Source organism: Microcoleus sp. B3-D7, from assembly GCF_036705305.1.
GTDB lineage: Bacteria > Cyanobacteriota > Cyanobacteriia > Cyanobacteriales > Microcoleaceae > Microcoleus.
In genome coordinates this window covers 138,814-153,475 of sequence record NZ_JAUBUE010000011.1, presented here as the reverse complement: position 1 = coordinate 153,475, position 14,662 = coordinate 138,814, and the positions used below count along the sequence as shown (strand labels likewise).

At 46.6% G+C, this 14,662-nt stretch carries 14 protein-coding genes and 2 pseudogenes; 8 read left to right on the top strand and 8 right to left on the bottom strand.

The genetic code is table 11. The features are described 5' to 3' along the window. Together QUB25_RS11220 and QUB25_RS11215 are read left to right on the top strand one after the other, a co-directional pair. Positions 1 to 360 (top strand): annotated as a pseudogene (locus QUB25_RS11220) (IS701 family transposase); the annotation flags it as partial. Positions 361 to 375: 15 nt separating this feature from the next. After that, positions 376 to 723, top strand: a pseudogene (locus QUB25_RS11215) (IS1 family transposase); the annotation flags it as partial. Between the two features lie 142 nt (positions 724 to 865). Here QUB25_RS11215 and QUB25_RS11210 read toward each other — a convergent pair. Then, positions 866 to 1,786 carry a glycine betaine ABC transporter substrate-binding protein gene (locus tag QUB25_RS11210; RefSeq protein WP_333183376.1) on the bottom strand — a complete coding sequence of 307 codons (921 nt, stop codon included), beginning with the start codon at positions 1,784 to 1,786 and terminating at the stop codon, positions 866 to 868. 163 nt (positions 1,787 to 1,949) lie between these two features. On the opposite strand from QUB25_RS11210, the gene QUB25_RS11205 reads away from it, so the two are divergent. After that, on the top strand, positions 1,950 to 3,317 hold the full coding sequence (locus QUB25_RS11205; protein ID WP_333183375.1) for an aldehyde dehydrogenase: 1,368 nt from the start codon (positions 1,950 to 1,952) through the stop codon (positions 3,315 to 3,317). A 146-nt stretch (positions 3,318 to 3,463) separates the two neighbouring features. Here QUB25_RS11205 and QUB25_RS11200 read toward each other — a convergent pair whose 3' ends face one another. Next, positions 3,464 to 6,142, bottom strand: coding sequence for a tetratricopeptide repeat protein (locus tag QUB25_RS11200; protein ID WP_333183374.1), 2,679 nt, complete (start codon positions 6,140 to 6,142; stop codon positions 3,464 to 3,466). Positions 6,143 to 6,201: 59 nt separating this feature from the next. Here QUB25_RS11200 and QUB25_RS11195 point away from each other — a divergent pair, with 59 nt between their 5' ends. The 3 genes from QUB25_RS11195 (at position 6,202) to QUB25_RS11185 (ending at position 7,293) form a co-directional block, all read left to right on the top strand. Beyond that, positions 6,202 to 6,471 (top strand): hypothetical protein, encoded by a 270-nt coding sequence (locus QUB25_RS11195; RefSeq protein ID WP_333183373.1) that lies wholly within the window; start codon positions 6,202 to 6,204, stop codon positions 6,469 to 6,471. Between the two features lie 3 nt (positions 6,472 to 6,474). Then, positions 6,475 to 6,696, top strand: coding sequence for a hypothetical protein (locus QUB25_RS11190; protein WP_333183372.1), 222 nt, complete (start codon positions 6,475 to 6,477; stop codon positions 6,694 to 6,696). Positions 6,697 to 6,942: 246 nt separating this feature from the next. Continuing rightward, positions 6,943 to 7,293, top strand: a complete 351-nt coding sequence (locus QUB25_RS11185) for a 4a-hydroxytetrahydrobiopterin dehydratase (protein WP_333183371.1) — start codon at positions 6,943 to 6,945, stop codon at positions 7,291 to 7,293. Between the two features lie 26 nt (positions 7,294 to 7,319). On the opposite strand, the gene QUB25_RS11180 is transcribed toward QUB25_RS11185, so the two are convergent. Then, complete coding sequence (locus QUB25_RS11180; RefSeq protein ID WP_333063182.1) at positions 7,320 to 8,054, bottom strand: response regulator transcription factor; 735 nt, start codon at positions 8,052 to 8,054, stop codon at positions 7,320 to 7,322. 595 nt (positions 8,055 to 8,649) lie between these two features. Here QUB25_RS11180 and QUB25_RS11175 point away from each other — a divergent pair. Continuing rightward, the gene (locus QUB25_RS11175; RefSeq protein WP_006634037.1) at positions 8,650 to 8,898 is read left to right on the top strand and encodes a DUF6761 family protein; all 249 of its coding nucleotides are present in this window, start codon (positions 8,650 to 8,652) and stop codon (positions 8,896 to 8,898) included. Between the two features lie 401 nt (positions 8,899 to 9,299). Here the strand turns inward: QUB25_RS11175 and grxD are convergent, their stop codons facing one another. The 3 genes from grxD to QUB25_RS11160 all read right to left on the bottom strand — a co-directional run bounded on the left by grxD (position 9,300) and on the right by QUB25_RS11160 (position 10,751). Continuing rightward, positions 9,300 to 9,623, bottom strand: a complete 324-nt coding sequence (gene grxD, locus QUB25_RS11170) for a Grx4 family monothiol glutaredoxin (protein ID WP_333042762.1) — start codon at positions 9,621 to 9,623, stop codon at positions 9,300 to 9,302. 201 nt (positions 9,624 to 9,824) lie between these two features. Then, the gene (locus QUB25_RS11165) at positions 9,825 to 10,085 is read right to left on the bottom strand and encodes a BolA family transcriptional regulator (protein ID WP_333183370.1); all 261 of its coding nucleotides are present in this window, start codon (positions 10,083 to 10,085) and stop codon (positions 9,825 to 9,827) included. Between the two features lie 42 nt (positions 10,086 to 10,127). Next, complete coding sequence (locus tag QUB25_RS11160) at positions 10,128 to 10,751, bottom strand: hypothetical protein (RefSeq protein WP_333063180.1); 624 nt, start codon at positions 10,749 to 10,751, stop codon at positions 10,128 to 10,130. 377 nt (positions 10,752 to 11,128) lie between these two features. On the opposite strand from QUB25_RS11160, the gene QUB25_RS11155 reads away from it, so the two are divergent. Then, on the top strand, positions 11,129 to 13,456 hold the full coding sequence (locus QUB25_RS11155) for a S8 family serine peptidase (RefSeq protein ID WP_333183368.1): 2,328 nt from the start codon (positions 11,129 to 11,131) through the stop codon (positions 13,454 to 13,456). Between the two features lie 63 nt (positions 13,457 to 13,519). On the opposite strand, the gene QUB25_RS11150 is transcribed toward QUB25_RS11155, so the two are convergent. Continuing rightward, entirely contained in the window at positions 13,520 to 14,251 is a 732-nt protein-coding gene (locus QUB25_RS11150) for a WecB/TagA/CpsF family glycosyltransferase (RefSeq protein WP_333183366.1), read from the bottom strand. A gap of 207 nt (positions 14,252 to 14,458) precedes the next feature. Next, positions 14,459 to 14,596, bottom strand: a complete 138-nt coding sequence (locus QUB25_RS11145) for a hypothetical protein (protein WP_333183364.1) — start codon at positions 14,594 to 14,596, stop codon at positions 14,459 to 14,461. Between the last annotated feature and the right edge of the window lie 66 nt (positions 14,597 to 14,662).

Sequence of the window (14,662 nt, the reverse complement as noted above, 5' to 3'; positions counted from 1 at the left end):
GCAGATTTTCGCTTAACTAATTATTCACAAATAGAAAAGTGGTGGGAAATTATTTTTAGCGCTTATTTGATGGTTAGTGTCCACTCTGAACAACTGTTAAAATTACCACCACAATCTGAATCTAATTTTTCATCACATCCTGGGGGGGATCCAGGAAATGGGTGGAAGAATATTCTTAACAACCTCCGTTTAATACTTCAACCATTTGTACTATTTAACTTTATTAAACCTTGGCTATAAGTTTTTACTGTTCCTAAGTTATCCGAGGGCTTTTTTAAACTTCAAATGCTTGTCAATAATTTAACTCGTTCAATTTTTCCAAACCTCAATATCCCTTATTGCTATTTTTCCTCTGCGTAGAGTGACAAAAGAGGGTTAGCTTTAGACGCCAAGACCCGTGAAATTGTCGGGGTTTACATTGGGGCAAGAGACTCGGCAGCCGCGAGTGAATTATGGAAATCATTACCGCGGGTCTATCGACAATGTGCCGTCGTCTACACGGATTTCTGGGCGGCTTACTCGAAGGTGTTACCAAGTAAGCGGCATCAGGCGGTCGGGAAAGAAACGGGTAAAACCACTTATATCGAGCGCTTCAATAACACTCTCCGACAACGAATGTCTCGTTTGGTACGAAAGACCTTATCTTTTTCTAAGTCATTCAATAATCACATCGGTGCGATTGGGTATTTTATCCGTCACTACAATTTATCATTACTTGTTTAGGACTAGCTCAAGTTGTTTATTTTTCATTTTTTAGTGCATTCAATCTACAGTAATGCATCTCTTTATTCTGTCTTAGTTTAAACTCCTGTTCTAAGTAAGCTGCTACGCATATAAAGTGAACTTGTAGGAGAGAAAGTGCCGATTACTTTGCGCTAGGTTCGGGATTTGAAAAGCCCAATTTTTGCTGCAAAAACTCCCGCGCCACTTGTCCGGCTTCCTGCTGTTGTTTATCAACTTGGTAGTTTAGTTTCCGCATATCTTCCTCGGAGATTTTGCCGCCCAATTCTGCGAGCACTTGACGCAATTCTGGGTATTTATCCAAAATTTGCGATCGCACAACCGGAACTGCTTCGTAGGGCGGGAAATAGTTCTTGTCATCCTTGAGAACTACTAAACCTAAACTTTGAATCAAACCGTCCGTCGTATTACCAGCAATCACATCTACTTCTTTTTGTTGCAGCGCTTGATAAAGCAATCCTAACAGCAACTCCTTCGGTTCTTCTCGAAACTTAATCCCGTAAGTTTTAGCCAATCCGGGAAATCCATCTTCTCTCTCGTTAAATTCTGGGCCGAAACCAGCCCGGAGTTTAGGTGCAGCTTTCCCAAGTTGCGAGAGAGTTTGTAAATTGAGTTTTTTCGCATCGTCTCCCCGCACAATAATCGCAAAACTGTTATTAAATCCCAGCGGTTCTGTCCACTCAGCTTTAAACTGTTTGGGATATTCTTGTTTGAGGTAATCGAGGACTTTTTTGGGGTCAGAAATCGGTTTTTGTTTGAGCAGGTTGGCGTAAGCAGTACCCGTGTATTCGACGTACAAATCGATTTTACCTGCTGTGAGGGATTGATGGCAAAGCGAACCTCCAAGATTCAGTTCTCGTTCTACTTTGATATCTGTTTTAGCTTCTATATGGCGTGCTAAAATTTCTGCAAGGATGACTTGTTCGGTAAAGTCTTTCGAGCAGATGACAACTTGCTTTTGGGGCTTAGAGGTACATCCTGCTACTGCAAGCAAGCAAAGCAGCCAGCAGGAATAGAAAAAAAAATCGTTCTTAGAGATTTTCATGACTTAACTCAAATTAAAAATCTACAATTAATACCTTATAAGTTATAGCATAAAGCCCAGAGCGTAGACTTCTTGAAGAAGTCTGCGCTTTAACACCGATCGCACTTTACCCAAGTTCCGTTTTCCTGTTGTAACATTTATTGATAGACATGGAGGAATAAATATGGTAATCAGAGTCAGCGATATTATCCAGCAGCAGCGGCAATTTTTTGCGACTGGGAAAACTAAGGATGTGGATTTTCGGATCGAACAACTCAAGAATCTCAAAAGTGCGATCGCTTCCAATCAATCACGGATTGTGGATGCTGTCAACGCTGATTTGAACAAGCCGGAGTACGAGGCTTATTTTGAACTGGCTACGATCGCAGACATTAATTATGCCATCAAAAACGTTAAATCGTGGGTAAAGCCGAAAAAAGTGCGTACTTCGATCGAGCAATTTCCAGCATCGGCCCGCATTTACCCAGAACCTTTGGGCGTAGTTTTAATCATCGGGCCTTGGAATTACCCATTTCAGCTAATGATATCACCCTTGATCGGGGCGATCGCCGCAGGCAACTGCGCCATCCTCAAACCTTCAGAAGTCGCCTCGCACACGTCGGCAGTTGTCGCCGACTTGATTACCAAAACCTTCGATCCCGCTTATGTAGCCGCCGTCGAAGGAGGAGTCGAAACCAGTCAACAATTATTAGCGGAAAAATTCGACCACATCTTCTTTACCGGAGGCACAAAAGTCGGTAAAATAGTGATGCAAGCCGCCGCCAAACACCTGACACCTGTCACATTAGAATTAGGCGGCAAAAGTCCTTGCATTGTAGACTCAGATATTCAACTTGAATACACTGCTAAACGCATTGCGTGGGGCAAATTTATCAATGCTGGTCAAACTTGTATCGCTCCTGATTACCTGTTAGTTCATAAAAAAGTTAAACCAGATTTAATCCAGGCAATTAAAACAGCCATTCACGAATTTTACGGCGACGAGCCTCAGAAAAGTCCCGACTATTCCCGAATTATCAATCAGCATCATTTAGGACGTTTGGCAGAGTTAATGAAAGACGGAGAAATTGTCGCCGGCGGTCAAACAAACCCCGAAGATAAATATATTGCACCGACGGTTCTCGACAAGGTTTCCTGGGATTCGCCAGTGATGCAGGATGAGATTTTCGGGCCGATTTTGCCAGTTTTGGAGTATGATGATTTCGGGGAGGCGATCGCCCAAATCAACGCCCGTCCCAAACCCCTAGCTTTGTATTTGTTCTCGAAGGATAAAGAGAAACAAGAGCGAGTTTTGCGGGAAACTTCTTCCGGCGGAGTTTGCATAAACGACACGGTTATGCAAGGCGGACTAAGCTATTTACCTTTTGGCGGAGTTGGCGACAGCGGCATCGGCACCTATCACGGCAAAGCAACTTTTGACACCTTTTCGCATCAAAAAAGCGTGCTGCAAAAGTCATTTTTACTTGACTTAAAATGGCGATACGCTCCCTATCTAGGTAAGTTGGATTTGATTAAAAAGCTGATCGGTTGATATTGTCTAAGCACCAAATTCCCCCTCACCCCCCAGGGCTGTTTCATTCTCCCGAAGTCCGGCAGCGGTTTCAACCCCGGCCGGACTGAATGTTTGACGTGTTTGTTGTTAGCAAAGATCGCCTCCTTCAATCCCATATCCCTGTTCTAATCGGTGCTGTGCCATTCTCTATCGATTCTCTCCAAATCCTTGGCTGCTCCCAATTGTTGAAAAATTTGATGTGCTGTATCGTAATGTTGTTGAGCAACTTCTGTGTTGCCGCGCTTTCGCTCAAGTCGTGCGAAATAGTAGTTAAATTCGGCAATATGCCAAGTCGTCCCCAGTTTTTGCATTTTTCCTAAAGCTTCTGTTAACAGTTGTTCTGCTGTATCTATATTGCCTCTAGCGAGCTCATTTTCTCCGAGACTACCGATCGAAGTTGCCATCCCTGGGCGATCGCCCAATTCTGTGCTCAATGCCAAAGATTGCCGGAAGAGTTTCTCAGCTTCATCCCAATTGCCGCGATTTCGCTCGATACCTCCCAACAATCCCCAAGAAGTTGCCATGCCCGATAGATCGCCCAATTCTGTCATCATTTCCAAATGTTGCCCGTAGAGTTTCTCTGCTCCATCCCAATTGCCGCGACATTCCTCTATATATCCCAAGAATGCCCAAGAATATACTATGCCGCTCTTATTATCTTCTTCTTCTGCGATCGCTAGTGCATCTTGAAAAAATTTTTTTGCTAAATCCAAATTCCCCAAATACCCATGAATTGCACATAATACACTCAAGCAATAGGAACGTCGAGGGCCTTCAACATAAGGTAATATTTGCTCGTACAATTCTTTTGATAAATTCCAGTATCCCCACCTTGTTAAGTATTTATCTGGGATTAAGTAGTAAGCTTCGCGATAGTTGCCCAACCTAAAGGCAAAATGTTGAGCTTCTAGAACAGCTTGTAAATCGGCTAAACTTTGAGAATTATCCACAGTTTTACCAGTACAGTAAAACTTATAAACACTTTGCAGCAGCTTTGGCAGTTCATTTCTATATTCCCCTTGCAAAAACTCCTCAATCACCCGGTGCAAATCATAAAAATCCTCACATTTCTCCTCGTCATAACGACTCTCCACCAAACTCGCACCGACTAATCGCTGTAAAATTGATTTTGTCTCGTTAATTTCTGCGTCTGTAAATTCCGCAGGTGCTGCTAATTCTGCTGCTAATTGAAAGCGGATATCTTTTTCAATCTCCTCCGTATACAGTCGCAAAAAAGTTAAACCCCTGACATCTATCGGCACTCGCAAAACACACATCCGACGCAGTAAATCTCTTGCCGCTTCACTTTGCCTTGTTAGTTGTTCTCGCAACATCGGTTGTGCATTCTTCGTTACCAATTCGGGATGCTTCCGCAGATACCCCGGTTTTCCCTTGCCGAGAGCGGCCAATTGAGTTAATAAAAAAACATGACCTTCAACCCGCTGAGATATCCACTGCAAATCAGCTAATGTATCAGTCAACTTTCGCTGCCGCAAAATCTCGACACCCGCCGCTAAATCCACACCTTGCAACATTTCTATATGCACCAATTCCGAATCCGGTGCTAACCCCGGATAGCGGGTATGTGCCAAATCCGCAGGCACTTCCCGGCTGGTTAAAATCGTTTGCGATTGGTGCTGCTGATAAACCAAAGCATTCAGCAACTTACCCCAATCCGGTGAAATTGCTCGATGTACCTGCGCCGCAGCCAAAATGTCTGGATTTCCCGCATCAACAGCAGGATGCAAAATAGATTCCAGGTTGTCGAGTACCAAAAGACAGCGAGTTTGTTGCAAGCCAGCCATAATTTTTGCAATCTTTTCATCGGGAGTATTCAACACTTCCGCAGCCTGAATCCCCAAACCTTCACTTAACAGAAATTTAGCCACGTCATCAAAACTCGTTCCCTCCTTTGCCTCGAAATACATCGCGCACTCATAATCGCCACCGGGCAAACTTTCCCCCTTTTGAAAAACAGACTTCTGCCAATTCACTCCCAATGCTTCTGCAAGTTTGACAGCCAAACTCGTTTTGCCCATACCGCCTTGCCCGATTATCGCCAATACTTTCGGCGGCGAAGTTCCATCCGGCAGCATCTGTACTAATTTTGCCGTTAAATTTTCCACCAATTCATCCCGCCCTTTCCACACAGGAATAGAGTCAGGTAGTTGAGAGAAAGCCACCCTGATTGCTTTGTCGGGAGGGGCATCTGCAGGCACATCATCATTCTCGCTTTTGCCGTCAGTATTTTGTCCCCTGTTAATCTGACTGCTGATACCGGGTTCGCCGTTAACGTCCCACACTTCTGCCAACTTTTGCAAATTCTCTTTTTTGTCTCTACTCCACAGCTTCAGAGTAAAATTCCAATCGCTACAACCCCGCCTTGCCGTCTCCGGGCGGTTATCTTTTAGAATTTTCAGCTTTTTTCCGAGATAATCAGTCAGTACCTCGCCGATGTACTTTCTAACTTGCAAGTCAGATGTTTTCTCAGTTGGTTTAAAGCTGCCTTTATCTTTCAGCAAGTGGCGCAGGGCTTCCAGCTTCGCCGTGACTTGTAAATCAGTGGTGTTATCTTTCCAACTGACGCGAAGATTAGAAATGCGACTTGTATCATTCAACGCATAATCTAGCAGCGCCTCAACCAAATCAATCACTCGCTGCCGAGACTTTTCGCCTTTTCCCTGCTTGGGCATAGCTTCGGAAAGTAAATTGCTAAAAAAAGTTTCGGGAAAGTTTCGGGAATCCCGATACCGAATGACAGTCCCGAATATCCCTAATGCCGATTCTAGCACAGTTCCAGCCATTCTTTGCCTTCGGGTATCCCGAAATTCCACACTCAAATTAGTTGAGTTGGAAATGGTTTATGGGATTATCAAAACAGCAGCAATGGATGATTGGAGAGGCGATTCTCGGTACTGTAGTCGGTGCCATCAATTCTTCGGCGGGGATAGTGTTGACTTTTGGGTTAGTAGGTTTTCACCTCTGCTTTGACAAAAATCAACAGGAAGTGTCGCGTTGCCCTCTCGAACAAACTTTAAAGAGCGAGGAAGTATCGAAACTCTATTGTTGTAATGATTGTCCTTTCAAGAAAGCGGCGATTGATGTAGAAAAAGTTGAAGAAGAAAGTGAGTAAACTGTGGTGCATCTAATGTGGAACAGCCCGGAAAGCCTGTTCGGGCGGGACACTCCACAAGAAAATTTATTATTTGTGGAACAGGCCCGAAAGCCTGTTGCTAACCGACAAGAAAATTCATTATTTGTGGAACAGCCCGGAAAGCCTGTTGCTTATCGGCGGCCGGGACACCCCACAAGAAAATTTCTTCAGGATGTTAACTCGAAAGTGCGATCGCTCTTTTAATCAGTATAGGTAAAAAAGGACGATAGCCCATCGTGAATTGAACTTTAAAAACAAACTTTTAGTGTAGTAACATCAATACTCAAAATCAGATTAGCATATTATAATAATATGAAACGGGTGTTATAACTTCTGAGCGAAACAGTGATCGCCTCTGCCTCTTTTGCTAGTTACGTTGCGCCCAGCTACTTGCTGCGATTAGAAAATGTCTATAATATCTTTTAGCATCCGATCGCTAACAAGCAATTTATGGAACCTTTAGCAAAAGAACGCTGTGCCGCCTGCCGCCCAAACTCTCCCCGCCTCACAGCTTACGAAATTGTCCAGCTAAAACCTCAAATTCCCGACTGGAATTTAATCGAAAAAAAGGGCATTCCCCAAATAGAACGCACCTACGAATTCCCCGATTTCAAAAGCGCGATCGCCTTTACAAATAGCGTCGGCGAAGCAGCAGAAACCGAAGGACATCACCCCGCAGTGTTAACCGAGTGGGGAAAAGTTACCGTTACTTGGTGGACTCACGCGATTTCTGGACTGCACCGCAATGATTTTATTATGGCTGCGAAAACCGATGCGATCGCCAATCAATTCCCAAAATAAAATCCGACTTATAGCCCGATCGTAGTTTAAGAACTCACAGCTCCGGGTACCAGCGGAGAAAGCCGTTGATTCCCATTTAACAACTCCAGATTCAGTCGGTAGCCGACATTCCGTACAGTTTGAATCAGGCTCGGCTGTCGCGGGTCGATTTCGATTTTTTTACGCAGAGAGAGTACGTGAGTGTCGATCGTCCGGGGGTTATCAATAGCATCGGGCCAGGCCCTCCGCAGCAAATCCGAGCGCGACAGTGGCACTCCTCCAGCTTGAGCTAGCACGTAAAGCAGGCTAAATTCCTGGGGAGTCAGCTCAATATGTTCCTCGTACAACCTGACTCGGCGCTGCACCAAATCAATTTTCAGCAGCCCGCACTCCAGCGTCGCCGGCGGTATCATTGTGCGGTTACGGCGCATCAGAGCTTCCACCCTGGCCATAAACTCTTGCATCCCAAAGGGTTTAGTCAGGTAATCGTCTGCGCCCGCCTTCAAACCTTCAACAATATCCGATTCCGAATTCCGCGCCGACAGCATCAAAATCAGTGACTGCTGCTGCTGTTGCAGCCAGTGGCAAAATTCCAAACCGTCCCCATCCGGCAATTGGGCATCCAGAATGACTAGGGTTGGCTGGCGGCTGAAAAATATTTCCCTAGCGTGACTGATATCCGCTGACTGGTGCACCCAGTGACCGACTTGCTGTAGATGCCAGCCCAAGAGCGATCGCAGGTGCGGATTCCCTTCAACAATTGAAATACTTGCAGATTCCACAGAGGCGAGCTTCCCATATCACTAATTGCTACAAGGTTAACAGAGCTTTTGTCAAGCTTTTGTAACCATCGCTACTCAAGCATGAGCTACGTTTAAAGCAGCGGACACACCCAGGGTAGGAATTTTAAATATTGGGTTAATTTGGGAGGGTCAGCCTGCAGAAAGGTGAAATCATTCTGGCGGTAAGCTTACAATGAAAATAAGACAGTGTAAAGCCGATCGATCCCATGCCCCAACCGCCTGCTAAAAGCGATCCCCCCGACCCAGCCCCCACTCCCAGGAGGTTGACAAATCGCGCAAGTGAAACTAGAATTCCTCCAACCGTTCGCTCGGTAGCCGGAACACTCAGCCACTTTGACCGTCAAATTCAGCCACATCCCGACTCCATTAAACGCACAGCGAATTATCAAGGTGCGCGCAAAAAGTCGAGCAACTGCATTGCAACGAGTGAAATTTTTTATGGAGGGTAGCCTGTTGAGCAGGGTAAAAACTTTTATTTAGAAATAGCCTCAAGCTGAGCCACTCAGCATCAATCGAGGCCATTCCTAAATCCCGCCGTCATTATACAAACCACAAAGGATTTCAACCTCACACCATGCTACAAGACACCCAAACAATCCGGCACTACCAGAAACTCACCGACGCCCTCGTCGAAATGTGGAATAGAGGTTATCGCTTCGATGACCTGCGGCTTTACTTAGACGGGTATTTAGCAGCCCTGCGGCATTCCAACGGTTTGGAACCCTATCTGATTCACAGACTAGAGGAAGAAGCAGCGCGTTACATTCACGACCCCTCCAATTTTGCAATGCCACAGACCCAAACTGAAGCCGACTACTATTAAATAGCAAATTCGGTTGGATAAACCCTTGATGAATTGGGAATTGGGAATTGGCAATGGGGAATTGGCAATGGGGAATTGGCAATTGTAACGGGTTCCCTGGCTCTGCCTGGGAACCAATGTCCAGATGCTCTGCCTCGCTTTCGGAGCCTAAAAATTCGAGGCATAGCCGACCGCAGTGCGTTCCCAGGCTCTGCCTGGTATAGCAATCCTAAATGAGTCGTAAATTTTTTACCCCATCCCAACCTTCCCCGAACCCGCGGGGAGGAAGTAAGAAATTCACAAATGATTTAGTCTTGCTCTAACGAATAATTAAGTAAATTAACCTAATTCAACGTAAAACGCGATTGCTGTTATTTCCCCGGCTTCTTAAAGAAGTCGGGGATATGTTTTTTCGGTCTAATTTAAGAAGCCAAAGCCACTTCTACAACTTCTTGCAATTCGCCCTTTTGATACATCTCGATCATAATATCCGAGCCACCAATAAACTCGCCGTTGATATAAACTTGGGGAATTGTCGGCCAGTTGGAATACTCTTTAACGCCTTGACGAATTTCCTGGTCGGCCAAAACATCAACAGTTTCGTAAGGTACTCCCAAAGTATTGAGAATTTGCACCACAGTATTAGAAAAACCACACTGGGGCATTAACTTATTGCCCTTCATAAATACCATGATTTTGTTTTGCTTAACCAATTCGTCAATTCTTTCATGTGCTGCTGTAGTCATGGTAGCTCCTAATATTGTTTGAAAATTTTTAAACGTTGACTGACGCAGAAACCGGGTTTTTTAGGACAATCTTTCGTTACAGCCATAGATTCCGGTTAAGAAAGCCGGTTTCTTTGGTTTTTGTGCGTAAGTGCAGCAGTTGTATTTCAAGCAACTATTGACAGAAGCACAAACTTGTGATTCCCAATTGCCGATCAACTATTAAGCAACTTGACTTTTCGCTTCCCATTCTGTGGGAGTTAAGGTTTCCAAGCCCAAAGCGTGGATGGCTTCACTAGCCATTGCCTGTTTGAGAGCGCCGTAGACCATTTGGTGCTGCTGTACTCGGCTTTTTCCTTCAAAGGCTGCAGAGACGACTCTCGCCTGGTAGTGGTCACCGCCACCGGTCAAATCGTCAACTTGTATTTTAGCGTCAGGCAACCCTGCCTTAATCATTTCTGCTACTTGAGACGGTGTAACCATTGGTTTCTCTGATAAACGGCTGTAATTTAGATTTTAGTGGAACTATTTTTTCGATGAGCTCGGTTGACTGCTGGCAGGCCGGGGAAAGGGCGAATCCACAAAACCCAATTCCAGTAACTGCTGGTAAGCTTTCTTGCCCAAGTCGCGAGTTGGCTGCTGCGATCGAATAATCTGAATCAGCAGGGGCACCGCCAGTTCGGGCTTATTTTGCGCCCGGTGTACCAACGCCAGTCGGTAGGTAGCTTCGTCGCGCATTTGGGCTGTTTCTACAGCTTTGGTGCGGTGGCTTTCGGCCAAGCGGATGTCAATTCCGGCAAAACTGCTACCCAGTTGTTGGTAGAAGTTGGACAGTTGATTGAAAATTTGGCGGGATTCTTGGAGTTTTTGAGTAGCCAGTGCGTAATTCTGATTGGAAATAGCACTGCTGGCTTCTGTCATCAAACGCTGGCCTCCTGGGACGCTCAGCAGACTGCTGTCTTGCGTCAGAGGGCGAAGATTGTTGGGGTCTGTGGGGTCGTCGGCGGGTTCGACTTGGGGTTGGTTCTCTGGCCCAGAAGGTTGTTGTGCTTGGACTTGGAGCGGTTGCAACAGGGTAAAAGCTGCGATCGCCCCGATCGTAATCCGGGCAGTGGAGCGAAGCCAGCAAACAGTTCCAGAGTATACCATGAAATTACTTTGCGCCTGTGCGCCTTAAAAAAATATTTAGCTTGAGCCGATCTTACCATTGGCGATCGCAACCGGCTAAGTGTACACCAAATTTGTTGAAATGTCAAAGGGTGCGATCGGGAGAAAAGCTCAAAACAAGTTTTCTGTGAGGTGGTTTATCTAAAAAACACTCAGCCGTCGAATAAAAATCGCCGGTTGAAACCGATCCTACACAAACTTTGGTCTCTCTCGCTTGAGACTAATGGAGTTAGTAAGGTGCTGAGGACGGGCCCTACCGCTGTTAGTTACAGTTTCAAACCCCTCAGGGTGAAAACATCCCTGACAGCTTATAAATATGTTTGATAAATCTACATCAAAATTAAACAGGAATATTTCTAATGGTACAACCCAGCAAACCGACCTCCGACACTCTCCAAAATTATCAAGGTATCGGAGTCCCCGATGAAAGTCTGGCAGTGATTTTGCAGCGCGGCGGCGACGAATTGCTGCTGTCAAAAGCGGACGATCGCTTTACAGTCCGCCCCTCATCAACAGCATCAGCCTCAAACGATTGGGCTGCAACAACTGGGGCAAAACTCAACCGCCGCGTCGGCCAAAGCAATCTCGATGAATATCTCGTTGCGCCCTCTAGCCTAGAAGCAGCAATGCAAGCAGCCCGCGCCAGCGATGCCGTAGCTTTTGCCAGCCACGTCTATTGCCCCGCGAACAATCCGAGTACATTCTTTTATTTAACCGACCAAATTACGATTCAATTTGGCGAACAAGTAGACGAACAATCGCGAAAGGCGATCGCCAATGCAGCAGCTTTAAACATAGTCCGGCCAGTGGAAGGAATTCCCAACACCTTCGTCTGCGAAGTCACAAAACAAGCAACAGAAAACCCGGTCAAAATTGCCAACCGCCTGACAAGATATCCAGAAGTTCTCGTAGCGGAACCAAACATTTTAGTAGAGACGCAGCAGCATTACACGCCCCGCGATCCGCTTTATCCCAAACAGTGGTATCTCAACAACAAAGGCGGCAACCAACTTGTCGGCGGTGCTCAAATTTATGCAGAACCAGCTTGGGACATGACTCGCGGAGTTCGATCGATCGTAATTGCCATTGCCGACGATTCAGTTGACATCACCCACCCAGATTTTCAAGGCCAAGGCAAAATTGTCTCACCCATCGATTTCAAAGACGGCGACACTTCCCCGATGCCAGTCGCAGACTCAGACAACCACGGCACAAGTTGTGCCGGCGTCGCCGTTGCAGAAGAGAACGGCAAAGGCATTGTCGGCGTCGCCCCCGGATGCGCCCTGATGCCCATCCGTACCAGTGGTTTTCTCGATGACAATTCTGTCGAAAAAATATTTAATTGGGCGATCGAAAAAGGTGCCGCCGTCATTTCTTGCAGTTGGGGGCCTGCTGCAGTTTACTATCCCCTTTCCCTGCGGCAGAGTGCCGTTATCACCAAAGCAGCAACCCAAGGGCGGGGCGGCAGAGGCTGCGTTATTCTGTTCGCAGCGGGCAATGCCAACCGCCCCGTCAACGGTACTGTTAACGAGAAAGGCTGGCCCAACAACGTCGTGGAGGGTCAAACTAGATGGCTAAACGGATTTGCTGTTCACCCCGACGTAATTGCCGTCAGCGCTTCCACTTCCCTCAACAAAAAAGCAGCCTACAGCAATTGGGGCACCAGCATCTCGGTTTGCGCCCCCAGCAACAACGCACCGCCGGGAACTTGGTTGCCAGAAACCGGATATATCGGCACGCCGCCGGAGGTGACGCAGTATTTGCCGGGTTTGGGGGTGTTTACTGCTGATCGAGTAGGCGATCGGGGCTACGACTGGGGGGACTATACTGATACTTTTGGCGGTACTTCCAGCGCCACTCCAGTAGTCGCTGGGGTTGCAGGGTTGATACTTTCGGCTAACCCCCGTTTGACGGCGCGGGAAGTGCGGGGAATTCTCGAACAAACTGCTGAGAAAATTGTCGATCTCGATCCCGATCCCCAGTTGGGCAATCGCCTGGGAAATTACGATCCTAACAGCGGTCGCAGCGATTGGTTTGGTTACGGGAAAGTGAATGCTTTTAAAGCTGTGCAAGCGGCGGTGAGAAAGGGTGGCGGCAATCCGAATATCGGCGGTGCGGTGTTCAGCGATATTTCTGGACATTGGGCACAGAAGTTTATTGAAGCTTTGGCTGCGGCGAATATAATTAGCGGTTTTCCTGACGGTTCTTTTAGGCCGGATGAGAGTTTAAATCGTGCTCAATATGCGGCGCTGTTGGTGAGTGCGTTTAGTCCGATTCCGAGGGTGCCGGCTACAAATTTTATTGATGTTTCTGCTACTTTTTGGGCGAGAAGTGCGATCGAACGGGCAAATCGGGGGGGGTTTTTGGCGGGGTTTCCGGGGTTGAAGTTCGGCCCGAATCAGAATTTGACTAAGGCTGACGCGATCGTGTCTTTGGTTAACGGTTTGGAACTCAAGGGCGGCAATCCTGATTCTTTGAAAGTTTACAACGATCGTTCTCAAATTCCTAATTATGCTTTGAGTGCGATCGCGACAGCAACTGCTTTGAAGATTGTGGTTAATTATCCTTCCCGCGATTGGCTTTCGCCACAGCGGGATATTACCCGCGCTGAGATTTCGGCTTTGATTTACCAGACTTTGGTGGCGATTAATCGGGCAAAGGCGATCGATTCTCCTTACATTGTCTAAGGGCAATAGGTTCCTCGTGAGAACTTGAGTCCTCACGAGGAATCTATTTTATTGTGGCAGCTTTTAAGCTCGAAAATGCCCCAAAGCTTTCAATGCAAACTGTGGCAAAGCTAACATCCTCCGCCACCGCCAAGGTTCTTGATAAAGCCGGTACAACCATTCTAAATGATTGTCGCAAAACCAAGCCGGCGCGCGGTCTTTTGTTCCCGCCCAAATATCAAAACTGCCACCAACTCCCACCCAAATTGACTGAGGACAAAGGTGTCGGTGTTCGGCAATCCAAAATTCTTGGCGCGGCACTCCCAAGCCGACAAAAATCAGTTTGGGCTGCATTTGTTTGAGGCTTTCACGGAAGTCTTTCTCTTCATCTGCGGAAAGATAACCGTGTTGAGAAGCAATCGACAATCCGTTAACCTTTTGTTGCCAATTTTCTGCCGCAGCAGCCGCCACTCCGGGGGAACCTCCAAAGAAAAATAGTGGTTCCGAATCAGGCAATTTTCCCGCTTGTTGCAGCAGCGATTCTGCTAATTCAATCCCCGGATAGCGCTGTGCCGGTTTGCCACGCAGCCGCAAGTACAGCACCACTCCCGAACCGTCGGGAATCACCAGTTCCGCTTTGCGGATTACATCTGCTAAAGCCTGATTTTGCTCGGCTTGCATGGCCATTTCAGCATTCAGCGTCACGACGTGACTTCCTAACCCTTGATGCAGGCGCTGCATCAGCCAACCTGCATAATCATCTAATATGTGAACTGGTAGTCCCAGCACTGAAAATTGCGGGCGCGATCCATCCATATTTTTTTCTTTGAGATTCCTACACACCTAGTTATTTAAATTAGCTGAGATTGGCGATCGACGCTAGACCAGTCTTGGCCGCAAAAAACCCGGTTTGTGCCACCAAGAGTCTGTTAAGTCATCGTTCGGTGGCCCAGAAACCGGTTTTTTTGTAAGCGACGGGTCGCGCAAGTTCATTAGAGTTGGCCAGCCAAGTGCGATCGAGCATTAGTGTTCGATTTTTTTGACAGAGCCGTCTGCGTACCATTCCATAGGTACTAGCTCTATTTTACCATTTATTTTCACTGTAGAGTAGACAACTTTCACGAAAGGAACGCTGTTGTTATTGTGGTTTTGGGTAGACATGGCAATTACCTTTTTGTGTTTGGATAACTTGAGAAACGATCTAATATCTGATATATTTAAAAGTCT